The 16720-nt window shown below is 62.1% G+C and carries 6 protein-coding genes; 1 reads left to right on the top strand and 5 read right to left on the bottom strand.

The window, feature by feature from the left end; genetic code table 11:
- Window positions 1–8 precede the first annotated feature (8 nt).
- Window positions 9–323 carry a hypothetical protein gene (locus GCM43_RS16150; RefSeq protein ID WP_152246083.1) on the top strand — a complete coding sequence of 105 codons (315 nt, stop codon included), beginning with the start codon at window positions 9–11 and terminating at the stop codon, window positions 321–323.
- Window positions 324–329: 6 nt separating this feature from the next.
- On the opposite strand, the gene cueR is transcribed toward GCM43_RS16150, so the two are convergent.
- The 5 genes from cueR to GCM43_RS16175 form a co-directional block, all read right to left on the bottom strand.
- Window positions 330–755 carry a Cu(I)-responsive transcriptional regulator gene (cueR, locus tag GCM43_RS16155; protein ID WP_152246085.1) on the bottom strand — a complete coding sequence of 142 codons (426 nt, stop codon included), beginning with the start codon at window positions 753–755 and terminating at the stop codon, window positions 330–332.
- A complete protein-coding gene (locus tag GCM43_RS16160) occupies window positions 752–3163 on the bottom strand; it encodes a heavy metal translocating P-type ATPase (RefSeq protein ID WP_152246087.1) in 2412 nt (803 codons plus the stop codon). Before GCM43_RS16160 ends, cueR begins: the two co-directional genes overlap by 4 nt.
- 72 nt (window positions 3164–3235) lie before the next feature.
- Window positions 3236–3991, bottom strand: a complete 756-nt coding sequence (locus GCM43_RS16165) for a FecR family protein (RefSeq protein WP_226929516.1) — start codon at window positions 3989–3991, stop codon at window positions 3236–3238.
- The gene (locus GCM43_RS16170; protein WP_152246089.1) at window positions 3963–15071 is read right to left on the bottom strand and encodes a YDG domain-containing protein; all 11109 of its coding nucleotides are present in this window, start codon (window positions 15069–15071) and stop codon (window positions 3963–3965) included. The genes GCM43_RS16165 and GCM43_RS16170 overlap by 29 nt, the downstream gene beginning before the upstream one ends.
- Window positions 15072–15091: 20 nt before the next feature.
- Complete coding sequence (locus GCM43_RS16175) at window positions 15092–16708, bottom strand: ShlB/FhaC/HecB family hemolysin secretion/activation protein (RefSeq protein WP_193315641.1); 1617 nt, start codon at window positions 16706–16708, stop codon at window positions 15092–15094.
- Window positions 16709–16720: the final 12 nt, after the last annotated feature.

Here is a 16720-nt window from a genome sequence, read left to right on the forward strand (position 1 = left end):
GGACAGCCATGCGCGCACAAGACCGTTTCTTCCGACTGATGCTGCAGCCATCGCTGCCGCTGCTGATCTGGGGCGTGCACTTTTTCTTCTGTTATTTTTTTGCTGCCGAAGAGGATCGTTTCGGCCAGCCAGCCCTGGCGTGGATACTGGCGCTGGCCTCGCTGCTGGCGCTGGCGATCCTGGCGCTGCTGTGCTGGCGCGCGCTACGCCGTTTGCATGCGGGCGCCCAGATCAGCCTGCTCGACTGGGCCACCGCGGCCTGCGCGCTGCTGGCGGCTGTGGGCGTGCTGCTGACGTGCCTGCCGATGCTGTTGCTGGGGTGATCAGGCTCAGCTGCAGCAGCTTTTGCCCGCTGGGCGCTGGCCGGTCGCCAGTCCCAGATCCTGCAGGATCGGGCAATCGGGCTGGCCGTCGCCGTGGCAGGAGCCGGCCAGCTGAGTGAGGGTGTCGCGCATGGCGGTCAGTTCGGCAATGCGCGCGTTGAGCTCGGCCACATGGGCCAGCGCGATACTTTTTACGTCGGCGCTGGCGCGCTGGTCGTTCTGCCACAGCGACAGCAGCTCGCGGATCTGCTCGAGCGAAAAACCGAGCGTGCGCGAGCGCTTGATAAAGTGCAGTGCGTGCAGGTCCGGCGGCGTGTAGATGCGGTAGCCGGCGTCGCTGCGCGCACTTGGCTTCAACAGGTTGATGCTTTCATAGTAGCGTATCATTTTTGCCGAGACACCCGTCTCGCTTGCTGCCTGGCCGATATTCATGTTTGCGTATCCTTTGTATGGCTGCTTCGCGCCGTCCAGCGCCGCAGCAGCAGGGCATTGCTGATCACGCTGACCGAACTGAACGCCATGGCTGCGCCCGCCACCATCGGGTTCAGCAGGCCGAACGCCGCCAGCGGAATGCCGATCAGGTTGTAGATAAATGCCCAGAACAGATTCTGCCGTATCTTGCGATAGGTGCGGCGCGAGATATCGATGGCGTCCGCCACCAGCGCCGGGTCGCCGCGCATCAGCGTCACGCCGGCCGCATGCATGGCCACATCGGTGCCGGTCGCCATGGCCATGCCGACATCGGCTGCCGCCAGCGCCGGCGCATCGTTGATGCCGTCGCCCACCATGGCCACTGTCGCACCCGCCGCCTTCAAGGCTGCAATAGTAGCGGTTTTATCGGCAGGCAGCATTTTGGCCGCCACCTTGCCAATGCCCAGCAGCTTACCTACCGCATCGGCGCTGCCCTGGTTGTCGCCGGTCAGCATGACCGTCTGCATGCCCAGCGCATGCAGACGCGTGATGGCGTCGCGTGCACCCGGCTTGAGCTGGTCGCTGAAAGCAAACAGGCCCAGCAACTGGGTGCCGTCGACCAGCCAGGAAATGGTGTTGCCTTCGCCCTCCAGCGCCTGCGCGCGCGCGGCCAGCGGCGCCAGGTCCACGCCGGCTTCCTGCATCATGCGGCTGCTGCCCAGCTTGAGATCAAGACCGTCTACCTGCGCTGTCAGGCCACGCCCGGGCAAGGCCGACAGCTTGCTGGTCGGCAGCAAGGTCAACTGGCGTGCGCTGGCCGCTTCCAGCACCGCGCGCGCCAGGCTGTGTTCGCTACCGTGCTGCACGCTGGCCGCCAGTTGCAGCAGGCGCACCTCGGTTACGCCATGCGCTTGCAATGCCGACAGCGTGGGCTTGCCGGCCGTCAAGGTGCCGGTCTTGTCGAATACCACCGTGGTGACGGCGTGCGCCACTTCGAGCGCCTGGGCGTCCTTGATCAGGATGCCATAGCGCGCCGCCACGCCGGTGCCGGCCATGATCGCCGTCGGCGTAGCCAGCCCCAGCGCGCACGGGCAGGCAATTACGAGCACGGCCACCGCATTGATGATGGCCGTTTCCAGCTGGCCATTGACGATCCACCAGCCCAGGAGGGTCAGCAACGCCAGCAGCAGCACTACCGGCACGAAGATGGCGCTGACACGGTCGACCAGATGCTGGATCGGCGCCTTGGCGGCCTGCGCGTCCTCCACCAGACGGATAATGCGCGCCAGCGTGGTTTCACCGCCCACGGCCAGCGTGCGCACCAGCAGCAGGCCATCGGCGTTGATGGCGCCGCCGGTCACCTTGTCGCCCGGATGCTTGTCGACCGGCAGGCTTTCACCGGTGATCAGCGACTCGTTGACCTGGCTGGCGCCTTCCACCACTTCGCCGTCGACCGCCACCCGCTCGCCCGGGCGCACCACCACCAGCTCGCCAACTTTGATCTGGCCGACCGGCACATCGTGCTCGACGCCATCGCGCCGCACGCGCGCCGATTCCGGCCGCAGCTGTTGCAGTGCGCGGATGGCCGAGGCGGTCTGGCGCTTGGCGCGGCCTTCCAGCCATTTGCCCAGCAGCACTAGCGTAATGACTACTGCCGACGCTTCAAAATACAGATGCGGCAAAAGGCTGCCAGGCGCCAGCCAGTGCTGCGCCAGCTGATACAGCGACAAGCCATAGGCGGCGCTGGTGCCCAGCGCCACCAGCACATCCATATTGCCGCTGCCGGCGCGCACGGCTTTCCAGCCCGCCCGGTAGAACCGCGCGCCCAGGTAGAACTGCACTGGCGTGGCCAGCAACCACTGCCAGCCGCCAGGCAGCATCCAGTGCACACCCAGCCATTCGAGCAGCATGGGCAGCATCAGCGGCAGCGACAGGGCGGCGGCAAGCACCACTTTCCAGCCGTCATGGTGCGGGGCCGGCGCTGCTACGGCGCCCTGTTGCGGCACGCTGGCCTGGTAGCCGGCGGCGTCGATGGCGGCCAGCAAGGTTGCCACCTCGACCTTGCTGACGGTGACACGCGCGCTTTCGGTGGCCAGGTTGACGCTGGCCGCCAGCACGCCGGGCACCTTGAGCAGGGCTTTTTCAACCCGCCCCACGCAAGAAGCGCAGGTCATGTCGGCAACGTTAAGCGTGATGTCGGTGCTGGCCAGCGCATAGCCGGCTTTTTCCACTGCCGCCTGCACGGCAGCGGCGGCAATCGGCCGGTCGGCGCTGATGTTGGCGGTATCGGTTGCCAGGTTGATGCTGGCCTGCGTGACGCCGGGCAGCCCGGCCAGCGCCTTTTCCACACGCGCCGCGCACGAGGCGCAGCTCATGCCGTCAACCACGACCGAGAGTGTAAAGGCAGATTGGGGAGTGGCAGCTTGCATGGCGCGTATCCTGTAGACGAGGCAACAGTCTACAGGATCAGCCATCCCATGATGGGAAGGTCAAGCGGCCTGTCAGCGTACTTCGCAGTCGACCGTATTGAGGTCTTTCGTGGGCTCGGTGCCCTGCGGGGCTGTCATGCTGTTGAAGGACGGCGACGGCGTAAATTGCATGCCGGGATCGGTCGGCAGCTTCACTGGCGGCCGGACAAACGACGGCGCAAAGCCGAACTGGCCTGCATCTACCGTGGCTTTGCCCGCAGGATTGACCATCTCGATGCCGCCTTCGGACACTGCCGTATACAAGCCGCCAGGCCTGACATCGGGTCCATTGGCAGTATTGGCAGCGTTCGGCGGGGGCACCATCTCGGCCACAAAATTCGTACCGCGTATGCCGATGGTTGCCGCCGGCGTCTTCAGTGAAAACTTCTCCTTGCTGCGCTTGCCCAGCAGGCCACTGATCGAGCGCAGGCCACCCTTGACGAGGTTGAAGCTGGCCTGGTCGCCAGCAGCCTGCTCGGCCTGGTAGGCAAACTTTTCGATGACAAACGTGGTGCCGGGCTTGAGCGTCATTTCACTGTTATCGATAAACTTCACCAGCGCATAGGTGCTCTTTTCGGTCATCAGCGTGTCGCCTTCCTCGACTTCGGACTTGATTGCCAGCACCTTGATCTTGCCGTCGGCTTTCTTGGCCATCATCGGCCCGCTCAACTGCATGACCGTGCCAGCCAGTTGCGCCGCTGCCGCATGCCAGCTCACGCCCATCAGCGCCAGCCACAGGCAAGCCTGGGCCAGGATCGCCTTAATTGCAGTAGGTTTTTTGTATGCCATTTTTTTTACCATCTGATTTTTGTTCCGGCTTGACGGAAACCAGCAGCGCGTCGCCGTTGTTGTAACTGCTGCCGCCGGCATTGGCAGGCGAATATTGCTCCGTCACTGCCGCCAGGTAGTTCTTTGCTGTATCGAGCAGGGACGACGGCACGTCGGCCACCGCATTCTGGCGCACGATCACCGAATCGGGCACGCTGACCCTGCCGTTCGGCGCCAGCAGCGACAAGGACGCGCCTCGGGTATTGATGCGCACATCGGTCAGCGCCGTCAGGTCGCCATTTTGCGCCAGCACCGCCACGGCGCCGGCGGCCTGCACATCCATGGTCGAGGCGCCATTCATCAGCACGCTGCGCGCGGCCGTCATGGTCAGCCTGTTGCCGGCGTTTAAGGCGGCCGCACCGTCGAGCGTGATATCGGTGCCGGCCGTCACGCTGAGATCGCGTACGGCATTGACGCGCGCATCGCTGCCGAACGCCACCTCGGTACTGGCGTCGAGGCCGATATCGTTGCCGCTGATAACGCCCTGCACATGCACGGGACTGTGCGCGCTCAGGCTGACATTGCCGCCGTTGGCATTGATCGCATGGCTTTCAATGCCGCCCTGGTTGTCGATCACGATATTGCCGGCGCCCGTCGTCAGGCTGCCAAGCACCAGTTGCGCAGGTCGCGTGCTGTTGATCAGCGTAATGCCGCCGGCGCCGCTATTGCTGGCGGTAAAGCTGCGCACCTGGTTGCCCGTGTTGCTCAGCAGCGTGCCGCTTTGCGACTGCGTCGTGAGGGCGTTGGCCACGATGGCGCCGCTCTGGCTGATCTGGCCGCCGCTGGCGTTCAGGCTGATGCTGTTGCCGGACAAGCCAGCCACGCGCAGGTCGCCGCTGGCCTGGTTGATGGCCAGGTTGCCGTTCAGATTGATGGCGCCCGCCAACTGGTTAAAACTATTGGCCACCAGCAAGTTGCCGCTGCCAGCGAGCAGACCGCCGCTTTGCACATAGCTGCCAACGGACAGCGCTCCTTGCATCAACAGGCTGCCGCCGCTGATATTCAAGCCATTGCCTGTCAGGTCGAGACCGCTTTGCAGCGTCAGGCTGCCGCCGCCGATCTGCAGGCCGCCGCGCGTGCTCAAGCTGCCAAGCACGGTATCGCCGGCCGCAGCGTTATACACAACCACGCTGCCGGCATTGCCGGCCAGGTTGGCGGCCAGTACATTGCTGCCCGATGGCGCAATCCCATCGGCCCAGTTGGCGGCGTCGCTCCACAGCCCGCCGCTGTTGCCGATCCAGGTCGACAAGGCGCGCTGGGCTATGCTGGCCCGGGCCGTGCCGCCGGTGGCGTTCAGCACATAGTTGCCGGCATCCTGCCCCGCCAGTCCAAAGCCGCTGACGGTGACCGTCTTGCCGCTGCCCACATTGCGGTCGGCAAACGCACCCGTGCCACCAGCCAGGGTGACCGTATCCTGCCCAATTATCCCGCCCAGGCTGCCGCTGACACTGGCCGCCAGCGTGGCGTCATACACCTTGTCGCTGGCCTGCAGATTACCCAGCACCAAGGTTGCCCGAGAAATATTGCCCGTCGCCGTACCGCCTGACTGGTCCAGCCTGTAGTTGCTTGCGTCAACGCCGGACAGGCTGGCGTTCTGCACATTGATGGTTTTGCCAGTGCCGGCGTTTTTATCGGCAAACGCAGCGCTGGCCGCAGCCGTCAAGATATCGCCAGCGACACGATTATCGCTAATGCCCACGGTGGTTGCCGTGGTGCCATCGTAGACTTTACTGGCTCCCGCAAAGCTCAGATTCAATGCGCGCTGGGTAATATTGGCCGTGGTGCTGCCGTTGCTATTAACCAAGGTGTAGTTAGCTGCATCAGTACCGGAAAGCGTAGCGTTCTGCACATTGATGGTTTTGCCACTGCCGGCATTTTTATCGGCAAACGCGGCATTGGCCGAGGCAGTCAGTAAGTCACCTGCAACGCGATTATCCCCGATCCCAACAGTGGTTGCCGTGGTGCCATCGTAGACTTTATTGGTGCCCGTAAAACTGAGATTCAAGGCGCGCTGACTGATATCGGCTGTAGCGCTGCCGCCGGTATTGGCCAGCGTGTAGTTGACTGCATCAGTACCGGAAAGCGTAGCGTTCTGCACATTGATGGTCTTACCGCTGCCGGCATTTTTATCGGCAAAGGCGGCGCTGGCTGAAGCGGTCAATACATCGCCAGCAACGCGATTGTCTCCGATGCCCACGGTGGTAGCCGTGGTGCCGTCATACACTTTATTGGCGCCCGTAAAGCTCAGATTCAATGCGCGCTGGGTAATATCGGCCGTGGTGCTGCCGCTGGTATTAACCAAGGTGTAGTTGACTGCATCGACGCCGGACAGACTAGCGTTCTGCACGTTAATGGTCTTGTCGCTACCGGCATTTTTATCTGCAAACGCAGCATTGGCCGAAGCGGTCAGTACGTCACCTGCGACGCGATTGTCAACAATGCCAACGGTGGTTGCCGTGGTGCCGTCATACACTTTATTGGCGCCCGCAAAGCTCAGATTCAATGCGCGCTGGGTAATATCGGCCGTGGTGCTGCCGCCGGTATTGGCCAGCGTGTAGTTGGCTGCGTCAGTACCGGACAACGTAGCGTTCTGCACATTGATGGACTTGCCGCTGCCGGCATTTTTATCGGCAAAGGCGGCATTGGCCGAGGCGGTCAATACATCACCCGCAACGCGGTTGTCCCCAATGGCCACGGTGGTTGCCGTGGTGCCGTCATACACTTTATTGGTTCCCGCAAAGCTCAAGTTCAAGGCGCGCTGGGTAATATCTGCTGTTGCCCTACCGCTGCTATTGATCAGCGTGTAGTTGGCTGCGTCAAGACCGGACAAAGTAACGTTTTGCACATTAATGGTTTTGCCGCTGCCAGCATTTTTATCGGCAAAGGCGGCGCTGGCCGAGGCGGTCAGTACATCGCCGGCAACGCGATTGTCCCCGATGCCAACGGTGGTGGCCGTGGTGCCGTCATACACTTTATTGGCGCCCGTAAAGCTCAGATTCAATGCGCGCTGGGTAATATTGGCCGTGGTGCTGCCGCTGTTATTAACCAAGGTGTAGTTAGCTGCATCGACGCCGGACAGACTGGCGTTTTGCACATTGACTGTTTTGCCGCTGCCGGAATTTTTATCGGCAAAGGCGGCATTGGCCGAGGCGATCAATACGTCACCCGCAACGCGATTGTCACCGATGCCCACGGTGGTTGCCGTGGTGCCATCGTAGACTTTATTGGCGCCCGTAAAACTGAGATTCAAGGCGCGCTGACTGATATCGGCTGTAGCGCTGCCGCCGGTATTGACCAGCATGTAGTTGGCTGCATCAGTACCGGATAGGCTGACGTTCTGCACATTGATGGTTTTGCCGCTGCCGGCATTTTTATCGGCAAAGGCGGCGCTGGCCGCAGCCGTCAAGATATCGCCAGCGACGCGATTATCGCTAATGCCCACGGTGGCCGCAGTGGAGCCGTCATAGACTTTATTATTGCCAGTAAAGCCCAGGTTCAATGCGCGCTGGGTAATATCGGCCGTGGTGCTGCCGCTGGTATTAACCAAGGTGTAGTTGGCTGCATCGACGCCGGATAGACTAACGTTCTGCACATTAATGGTCTTGTCGCTACCGGCATTTTTATCGGCAAAGGCAGCATTGGCCGAAGCGGTCAGTACGTCACCCGCGACGCGATTGTCCCCGATGCCCACGGTGGTTGCCGTGGTGCCATCGTAGACTTTATTGGCGCCCGTAAAGCTCAGATTCAAGGCACGCTGGGTAATATCGGCCGTGGTGCTGCCGCCGGTATTGACCAGCGTGTAGTTAGCTGCATCAGTACCGGACAACGTAGCATTCTGCACATTGATGGTTTTGCCGCTACCGGCGTTTTTATCGGCAAAGGCGGCGCTGGCTGAAGCGGTCAGTACATCGCCGGCAACGCGATTGTCTCCGATGCCCACGGTGGTCGCCGTGGTGCCGTCATACACTTTATTGGTTCCCGCAAAGCTCAAGTTCAATGCGCGCTGGGTAATATCGGCTGTAGCGCTGCCGCCGGTATTGACCAGCATGTAGTTAGCTGCATCAGTACCGGACAACGTAGCATTCTGCACATTGATAGTTTTGCCGCTGCCGGCATTTTTATCAGCAAAGGCAGCGCTGGCCGAGGCGGTCAGTATATCGCCGGCAACGCGATTGTCCCCGATGCCCACGGTGGTTGCCGTGGTGCCATCGTAGACTTTACTGGCTCCCGCAAAGCTCAGATTCAATGCGCGCTGGGTAATATTGGCCGTGGTGCTGCCGTTGCTATTAACCAAGGTGTAGTTAGCTGCATCAGTACCGGAAAGCGTAGCGTTCTGCACATTGATGGTTTTGCCACTGCCGGCATTTTTATCGGCAAACGCGGCATTGGCCGAGGCAGTCAGTAAGTCACCTGCAACGCGATTATCCCCGATCCCAACAGTGGTTGCCGTGGTGCCATCGTAGACTTTATTGGTGCCCGTAAAACTGAGATTCAAGGCGCGCTGACTGATATCGGCTGTAGCGCTACCGCCGGTATTGACCAGCGTGTAGTTGGCAGCATCAGTACCGGACAAGGTAGCATTCTGCACATTGATGGTTTTGCCGCTGCCAGCGTTTTTATCGGTAAAGGAGGCATTGGCCGAAGCGGTCAGTACATCGCCGGCAACGCGATTGTCTCCGATGCCCACGGTGGTTGTCGTGGTGCCGTCATACACTTTATTGGCGCCGGTAAAGATCAGATTCAATGCGCGCTGGCTGATATCGGCTGTAGCGCTGCCGCCGGTATTAACCAGCCTGTAGTTGGCGGCATCGACGCCGGACAGACTGGCGTTTTGCACATTGATGGTTTTGCCAATGCCGGCGTTTTTATCAGTAAAGGCAGCGCTAGCCGCAGCCGTCAAGATATCGCCAACGACGCGATTATCGCTAATGTCCACGGTGGTCGCGGTGGTGCCATCATAGACTTTATTATTGCCAGTAAAGCCCAGGTTCAAGGCACGCTGGGTAATATCGGCCGTGGCGCTGCCGCTGGTATTAACCAAGGTGTAGTTAGCTGCATCAGTACCGGAAAGCGTAGCGTTCTGCACATTGATGGTTTTGCCGCTGCCGGCATTTTTATCGGCAAAGGCGGCATTGGCCGAGGCAGTCAGTACATCGCCGGCAACGCGATTGTCCCCGATGCCCACGGTGGTGGCCGTGGTGCCGTCATACACTTTATTGGCGCCGGTAAAGCTCAGATTCAATGCGCGCTGGGTAATATCGGCCAGGGTGCTTCCGCTCGTATTGACCAAGGTGTAGTTGGCTGCATCGATACCAGACAGGCTGGCGTTCTGCACATTGATGGTTTTGCCACTGCCGGCGTTTTTATCTGCAAAGGCAGCGCTGGCCGAGGTGGTCAGTACGTCACCTGAGACGCGATTGTCAACAATGCCGACGGTGGTTGCCGTGGTGCCGTCATACACTTTATTGGCTCCCGCAAAGCTCAGATTCAATGCGCGCTGGGTAATATCGGCCGTGGTGCTGCCGCCGGTATTGGCCAGCGTGTAGTTGGCTGCGTCAGTACCGGACAACGTAGCGTTCTGCACATTAATGGTCTTGTCGCTACCGGCATTTTTATCGGCAAACGCAGCATTGGCCGAAGCGGCCAATACGTCACCTGCGACGCGATTATCCCCGATGGCAACGGTGGTTGCCGTGGTACCGTCATAAACCTTATTGACGCCAGCAAAGTTCAGGTTCAGCTCGCGCTGGCTAATATCGGCCGTGGTGCTGCCGCCGGTATTGACCAGCTTGTAGTTGGCTGCATCTTCGCCGGACAGCACGGCTTCTTTAACCGTTACCGCTTTGGCGCTGCCCGCATTTTTGTCGCCAAAGGCGGCCGTGGCGGCAAACGTCAATTTGTCGTCAGCGATACGGTCATCGCCAATGACCACCGTCGCCGCAGTCTTGCCATCGTAGACTTTATTGACGCCAGCAAAGCTTAGAGTCAGCTCGCGCTGGCTAATATCGGCCGTGGTGCTGCCGCCGGTATTGACCAGCTTGTAGTTGGCTGCATCTTCGCCGGACAGCACGGCTTCTTTAACCGTTACCGCTTTGGCACTGCCCGCATTCTTGTCAGCAAAGGCGGCCGTGGCGGCCAACGTCAATTTGTCGTCAGCGATACGGTCGTCGGCAATTGCCACCGTTGCAGCAGTCTTGCCATCGTAGACTTTATTGACGCCAGCAAAGCTTAGATTCAGCTCGCGCTGGCTAATATCAGCCGTGGTGCTGCCGCCGGTATTGACCAGTCGGTAGTTGCCCGCATCATCACCGGACAACACCGCATTCTGCACGTTCACCGCTTTGGCACTGCCCGCATTCTTGTCGGCAAAGGCAGCACTGGCTGCCAACGTCAATTTGTCGTCAGTGATACGATCATCGCCAATCACCACCGTTGCTGCAGTCTTGCCATCGTAGACTTTATTGACACCAGCAAAGCTCAGGTTCAGATCGCGCTGCGTGATACTGGCCTGCACTTCGCCACCGTTTGTTTCCAGCATATAGTTGCCGGCATCCTGCCCGCCGAGGCTGGCAGTGCCCAGCACGTATTTGACGGTCTTGTTATTGGCTACATTCTTGTCGGCAAAATCTGCGGTGGCGTTGGACAAATCGATGCGGTCGCCTTCGACCACGCCGCTGAAAACGCCGCTGAGGCTGGCGCTGGTTTTGCCGTCATACACCTTGTTACCGGCGCTGACTGAAGCCAGGCCCACCCCGGCGCGGCTGATATCGGCCTTGCCGCTGGCAGTCGCATTGATCGTGTAATTACCCATATCCTTGCCAGCCAGGGCAAGGCTGCTGGCATCGACATGCTTGTCGGTGCCGGCATTCTTGTCGAGGAATCTGGCCGTGCCGCTGACGCTCAAGGTGTCGCCTTCCACTACCCCATCGAGGGTGAAAGAGGCGTTGGCAAAATCGAGCTTGCCGTCGTAGACCTTGCTGCCGCCTACCACCACGCTCAGCTGGCGCGCTGTAATGCTCAGCGTGGTTGTGCCGGCATAGCTGATATCGTATTTGGTCGACCACAGGCCGCCGAGATCATAGCTGCCGACATTGCGTGCATCCTTGTAGCCGGCGCTGCCGTTGACGCCCGTGTCGCTGCCGACCAGGCCGCTATAACTGAGGGTGCCGTTGAAGACTGCTTGCTGGCCGTTATAGACCTGGCTGGCGACGCCATCGGCCGTCACCTGCAGCGGCGTCAGGAACGCCTTGAGCATTGGCGTGGTGTAGCCGTCATAGATGCGCCACGCCGCATCGGCGCCGCTGAACTGAAAACCGTTGAAACTGGCTTGCTGCTGCATGTCGGCAGTGCTGCGGCCGGTGGAGCCGCCCTTGTCAATAGAGGTACCGGATTTTTGATAGTTGAAGTAGGAAAACCCGACCACAGCGCCAGGATCGGCGCGCCCCACCACGGCGCCTACCGTATCGCTCGTAAAGCCGTTGCCCGACACCGTACCGTCAAAATACAGGCGCGTTGCGCTGCTGCCCGCGACACTCCAGCCGATCACGCCGCCCAGATTCGCGCGCGTCAGATACGGATCGCTGTTCTCCGCGCCGCTCACGGTGCCGGTGGCGTAGACATCGGCAATGGTGTCGCCATTGCGGCCCACCAAGCCGCCAGTGCTGGCGCCGCCGGCCACATTGCCGGTGGCGTAAGCGACAGTGATGCTGCCATCGTTATTGCCCACCAGGCCGCCCACCTGCTCGCCCACGCCGCTGACCGAACCGGTCGCGCGCGCCACCTTAATGCTGGCGCCGCTGTCATTGCTGCCCACCAGCCCGCCGATCTGCGAACCGGACACCGTTTCGCCGACAACGACGTCGCTGCCGATGGCTGCAGCCACACCGGAGACGGCGCCGCTGGTGCTGGCGTTGCTGATGCTGCCGCTGTTGCGTCCCACCAGTCCGCCAACCTGTCCGCTGCCGCGTACCACCATGCTGCTCTGCACATTATCGATGATGCCGCCGCGATTGTTGCCCACCAGCGCGCCGACCATGCGCGCGCCAGTCACGCTGCCGCCAGACAGTTCCAGGTTCTGCAGGGTGCCGCCTTGCAGCTGCGAAAACAGGCCACTGCCCATCGGCGAGTAACCGTAGCGCGTCGTATCGATATGCAGACTGGCGATGGCATGGCCGGCACCATCAAGCACGCCGCCAAAGCCGCCTTCATCGCTGTTGAACAAGGGAACAAAGCCGGCGCCGTCACGCCAGTATTGGGTGCCGCTGGCGTCGATATTGCCAGCGAGCTGGTACTGATTGGTCCTGGACAGGCCGCCGATGCCCTGCAGGCCATAGATATCGGCGATCAGGTAGGGCTGCGCCGCATCGCCATTGCCGCCGGCAACACGCAGGAAGCTGCCGCCATTGATGGTAAAACCACGCGCATAAAACGCCGGCAAAGTGGCGCTGTTCTGCTGCCAGGTGCCGGCGTTCAACGAGAAGTTGCCGCCCACATTGACTGCACCGCTGGCGCTGATCGCGCCGTTGGCGCCATCGCCGCCGGCCGAGATATCCAGGTTGTGGGGCACCATCAGCGGACCCGCCAGCTCGATCTCGCCGCCGCTCGATAGTTCCAGCCGATCCAGGCTGGCCGCCGTGCTCAGGTCAAGCGCGCCCTTGAGCTTGAGCTTGCCCGAAAAAATATCGCTGCCGATGGTGAGCGTGGATGCATTGATGGTTTTCAGTTCGGCATCACTGAGGCCCAGCGTGCCGGCGCTGTCGGCAGCGCCGCTGCCGATTTCAATCACGCCGTCACGCGCCTGGCGTTTCAGGCTCACGCTGCCGCCCTCGGCTGTCGAGATCGACTGCGCCGCGCCGCCCAGGTTCATATTGTCGGCCGTCAGGTTGATGGCAGCAGCGGCGTACAAGCCGCCGCTGCTGCCCACGCTCAGGCCACTTGCGGCAGTCGCCGACAGGATGCTCTCGGGCTGGCGCAGCACCAACATATTATCGACCGCCAACTGACCGCCGGTTTCCAGGCTCAACTGCCGGATGCCGCCCTTGGGCGACAGGTCGGCCAGGTCGACCGGTGCGCTGACGGTGATATCGCCAGCTGTTGCGCTGCCGATATGCACAGACGCCACGGCAATGCGATTGAGTTCGCCATTATCGAGCCCCAGCATGCCGCCAGGCACATCGCCCAGGTGGATCGCACGGCCGTCGGTCAACGGCGTAATGGCCAGCGCCGCATTGCCGGCCGCGCCGCCAAAGTTGATGCCGCCGGTAAAAGACATGCCATCGGCCTGCAACGTGATGCGCTGGTCATTGATGCCGCTGCCGACCAGCTGGTCGCCGGTGCCGGTCAGATGGATATTGCCGCCGGCAAAATTCGACTTGATGCCGAGATTGCCGTTGCCCACATTGACCACGCCGGCGCCGGTAATGGTGGCGCCGGAGAGTTCGATTGTGCCATTGTTGCTGCTCAAGGCGCCGTTCAGTATCACGTTCGCCCCCAGGCCTGCCGCCGCGCCGCTGGCGGCGTCATTGGCCGACAGCACGATCTTGCCGCCCCTGGTGGTGATATCGGCGTTGACGGCGATCGTCTCGCCAGCCTGCGCCTTCAGGCCAACGTTGTCGTTGACCATATCGATGGCGCTGTTGATATTGATGCGGTGCTTCGCCTGCAGCGTCACATCGCTTTGCGCTGCGGAAATCACTGCGGCGCCGATCACCGCCGTCCCGCCGTCCGGCGCATCGGCAAACTCATCAACGTCGCCGGTGCCGCTGCTACCGCTGCCGGCCACGACATTGATATCGCGCGGGTCGAGCAGCCAGTTGCCGCGCTTGCCCTTCGCGGCGCTGGTATCGACGCGGATGCCGTCAACCGCCAGGTAGTGGCCCGAGGTTTCCACCAGTCCGCCATTGCCGGAAAGCGCGCCGCCGCGCGCCGAAATACTGCCGGCCACGCGCGCCGTGTCGTCGCCCCACACAATCACCTTGCCGCCGTCGCCGTGGCCGATGGCGTCCGCGGCAATGCTGGCGCCGGCAGACACGGCTACCTGACGCGCATTGACGATGTCGGGGTTGCGCCCCTGGTAGTCGCCGCCCAGCAGCACCGTGCCGCCGCCGGCAGCGCCGCTGGCCTCGATGCGGGCGTCGCCCTGCATGCCGACCTGTGCGCCCTGCACCGTCACCGCCCCTCCCTTGCCGGCCGCACTGTTGACACTGGTAACGCTGCCCGCTTCGAGCAGCGCCTTGCCACTGGCCTTGAGCACGATCCTGCCGTTTTCGCCCACCACCGCGCTATTGGCGCTCAGTGCGCCACCCTGCCTGACCAGTGCGCCCAGCATGCCGATCTGGCCGCCTTGCGCAATCACCTGGCCCACATTGACGGCCTGGTCGCTTGGTGCCGACAACACCACCTGCAGGCTGGGATTGGCCGGGTCGGCCAGCTGCACGCTGCGCCCCGCTGCCAGGATCACTTCGCCGTTGGGCGTGGTGATGATGCCGCTGTTTTCCACGTCTGGCGCAATCAGCAGCACCTGGCCGCCGCGCCCGGTCGTGATGGCGCCGGCATTGCGCACGGCGCCGGCGGTGTCGCCGGCGTTGAACTGCATTTTGCCGTCCAGGAAATCCTGGTTGCTCAGGTTCAGGCTCGAGGCGATCAGGCCGCCCACATCGACACGCGCATCGCGTCCGAACAGCACGCCGTTCGGATTGATCAGCAACACCTTGCCGTTCGACTGCAGGGCACCCAGAATCTGGCTCGGGTCCTGGCCGGTAATGCGGTTAAGCACGCTGCTGGCGGCATTTTGCTGCACGAAGCGCGTTACTTCGCCGGGATTGATGGAGAAACTCTGCCAGTTGATAATGGTGTTGGGTGTATTGGTAATCGTAAACAGATTACCCTGCTGATTGAACGTGGCCTGGCCATGCACCAGCTGCGGCAGCGTCGGATTGGCTTGCGCAGCGCCGAAGCAGCCAGCAACGAGCACGGCCAGCGCGGTGCGGCGCAGCGGCAGGGCTGTCGCAGGCGAAGTGGAACGGGAAGCAGTTTTTTTCATGATGGTATCCTCGACGCAGCCTAGTACGACAGCGCAACTCTGAAATGCAGGCGATCGCCGTCGCGCCGCGCCGTCTGGCCCGGATTGACGACATGGGCGTAGTCCAGTTGCACATTGGCGTAGCGATTGAGCAAAATACGCAGGCCCAGGCCGGCCGAGCCGATGGCGGTACTGGTCAGCTCGCCCGGCAGTGCATGATTGCGGCGCACCCAGCCGGCGTCATAAAAGGCCAGCGCGCGGCACTGATAGCCGTTACCGCACCAGCTCGGCGTATACAGCTCCAGATTCAGGTTGGCGCCGTTGTCGTTGGCCACTTCGCGCTCGGCAAAACCGCGTACGGTAGAGGCGCCGCCGATGCCGAACTGCTCGCCCGGCACCAGTGCGTCCGGCGTATATTGCCCATTGGCCAGTGCGCGCCACTGCCAGTCCTGGCCCAGCACCTGGTTGACGCTGGCGCTCAGGCGCAAGGTGCTGTAGCCGGCCTTGGCGCCCAGGCGCGCCAGCGTGAAGTCGGCCTGGCTGCCATGCTTGCCGCCGGAAATATTGCGCGCCAGCGTCAGGCCCAGATTGGCCTCGCCGCGATCGAGCGTCCAGGCGCCGATATAGGCGATGCTCACCGGATGCACGGTCACATCGGTGCCCAGCTCCACGCCGAAGAACTGCAGGCTGTTACGGTAAGCCTTGTAGTCGAGGCCGTACACCAGCTTGGGTTCATAATTACCCTGGCGGCTGAAGTTCTGGTTGTAGCGCGCGCCGGCGGTGGCGCCGCGGCCGCTGACGGCAAGGTCGAATATGCCGGCCGACACCGTGCCCGAGTCGACGTTCGAATAGCTGGCAAAAAAGTCCAGCGAGTCGCCCAGCGCATACAGCGGCACGTGGTAGCCGACGCCGTACACGCCCATCTGGTCGGTCTTTTCAGCGGCCGTGGTGTACTGCAGGCTCAGCACATGATCGCGGCCCCACAGATTGGCATGCTGCAGCACCACGCCGGCATGCGTCTTGCCCGACTCGCCGCTGCCGCTGTTGTCCACATTCAGGCTGACTTTCCAGGCGCGCTCGTCGTTGACCAGCACGGCGGCGTCGATGCTGTCGCCGGTTTCGCCACTACTCATGCGCACCTCGAGCTTGCGCGCCGGATTCTCGTTGGCCAGCTTCAGGCTTTGCCCCAGTTCCGGCAGGTTCGGCGTGACTCCTTCAACCAGCGTCGGCAGGGCGCGGCGTACATTGGCCTCATCGACATGGCGATTGCCGCTGATATTGACCTTGCCTACCGTCAGTTCGCGTACCGCCAGGCGCACCACGCCCTGCTCCAGTTCCTGCTCCGGCAGGCTCACCAGCACCATGCTGTAGCCGCGCTCACGGTAGGCGTTCTGTACTGCCTCGAGCGCGCGCTCGATGTCGCCGAAGTCGCGCGCCGGGCCGGTGTAGGGCGCGCTCAGCGCCTGCAGCAGTTGCGGGCCCAGCAGGGTGTCGCCGGTGACCTCGTAGCGGCTGATGGCAAAACGCGGCACGCCGTCATCGGCTGGCGCCTCCGGCAGGGTGGAAACGGCGTCGTTCGGGACGGCGGCGGCGCAGACGGCGCCAACCACCAGTGATAGCGCAGAACCTGCAAGCAGGTGCACCAGACGAGTGTTCATGTGTGAATTCTT

The organism is Janthinobacterium aquaticum, assembly GCF_009208565.1.
Lineage (GTDB): Bacteria > Pseudomonadota > Gammaproteobacteria > Burkholderiales > Burkholderiaceae_D > Janthinobacterium.

Bases quoted from the DNA above. Each gene is read 5' to 3' on its own strand.
- GCM43_RS16150 (WP_152246083.1), top strand. From the start codon at position 9: ATGCGCGCACAAGACCGTTTCTTCCGACTGATGCTGCAGCCATCGCTG.
- cueR (WP_152246085.1), bottom strand. From the start codon at position 755: ATGAATATCGGCCAGGCAGCAAGCGAGACGGGTGTCTCGGCAAAAATG.
- GCM43_RS16160 (WP_152246087.1), bottom strand. From the start codon at position 3,163: ATGCAAGCTGCCACTCCCCAATCTGCCTTTACACTCTCGGTCGTGGTT.
- GCM43_RS16165 (WP_226929516.1), bottom strand. From the start codon at position 3,991: ATGGCATACAAAAAACCTACTGCAATTAAGGCGATCCTGGCCCAGGCT.
- GCM43_RS16170 (WP_152246089.1), bottom strand. From the start codon at position 15,071: ATGAAAAAAACTGCTTCCCGTTCCACTTCGCCTGCGACAGCCCTGCCG.
- GCM43_RS16175 (WP_193315641.1), bottom strand. From the start codon at position 16,708: ATGAACACTCGTCTGGTGCACCTGCTTGCAGGTTCTGCGCTATCACTG.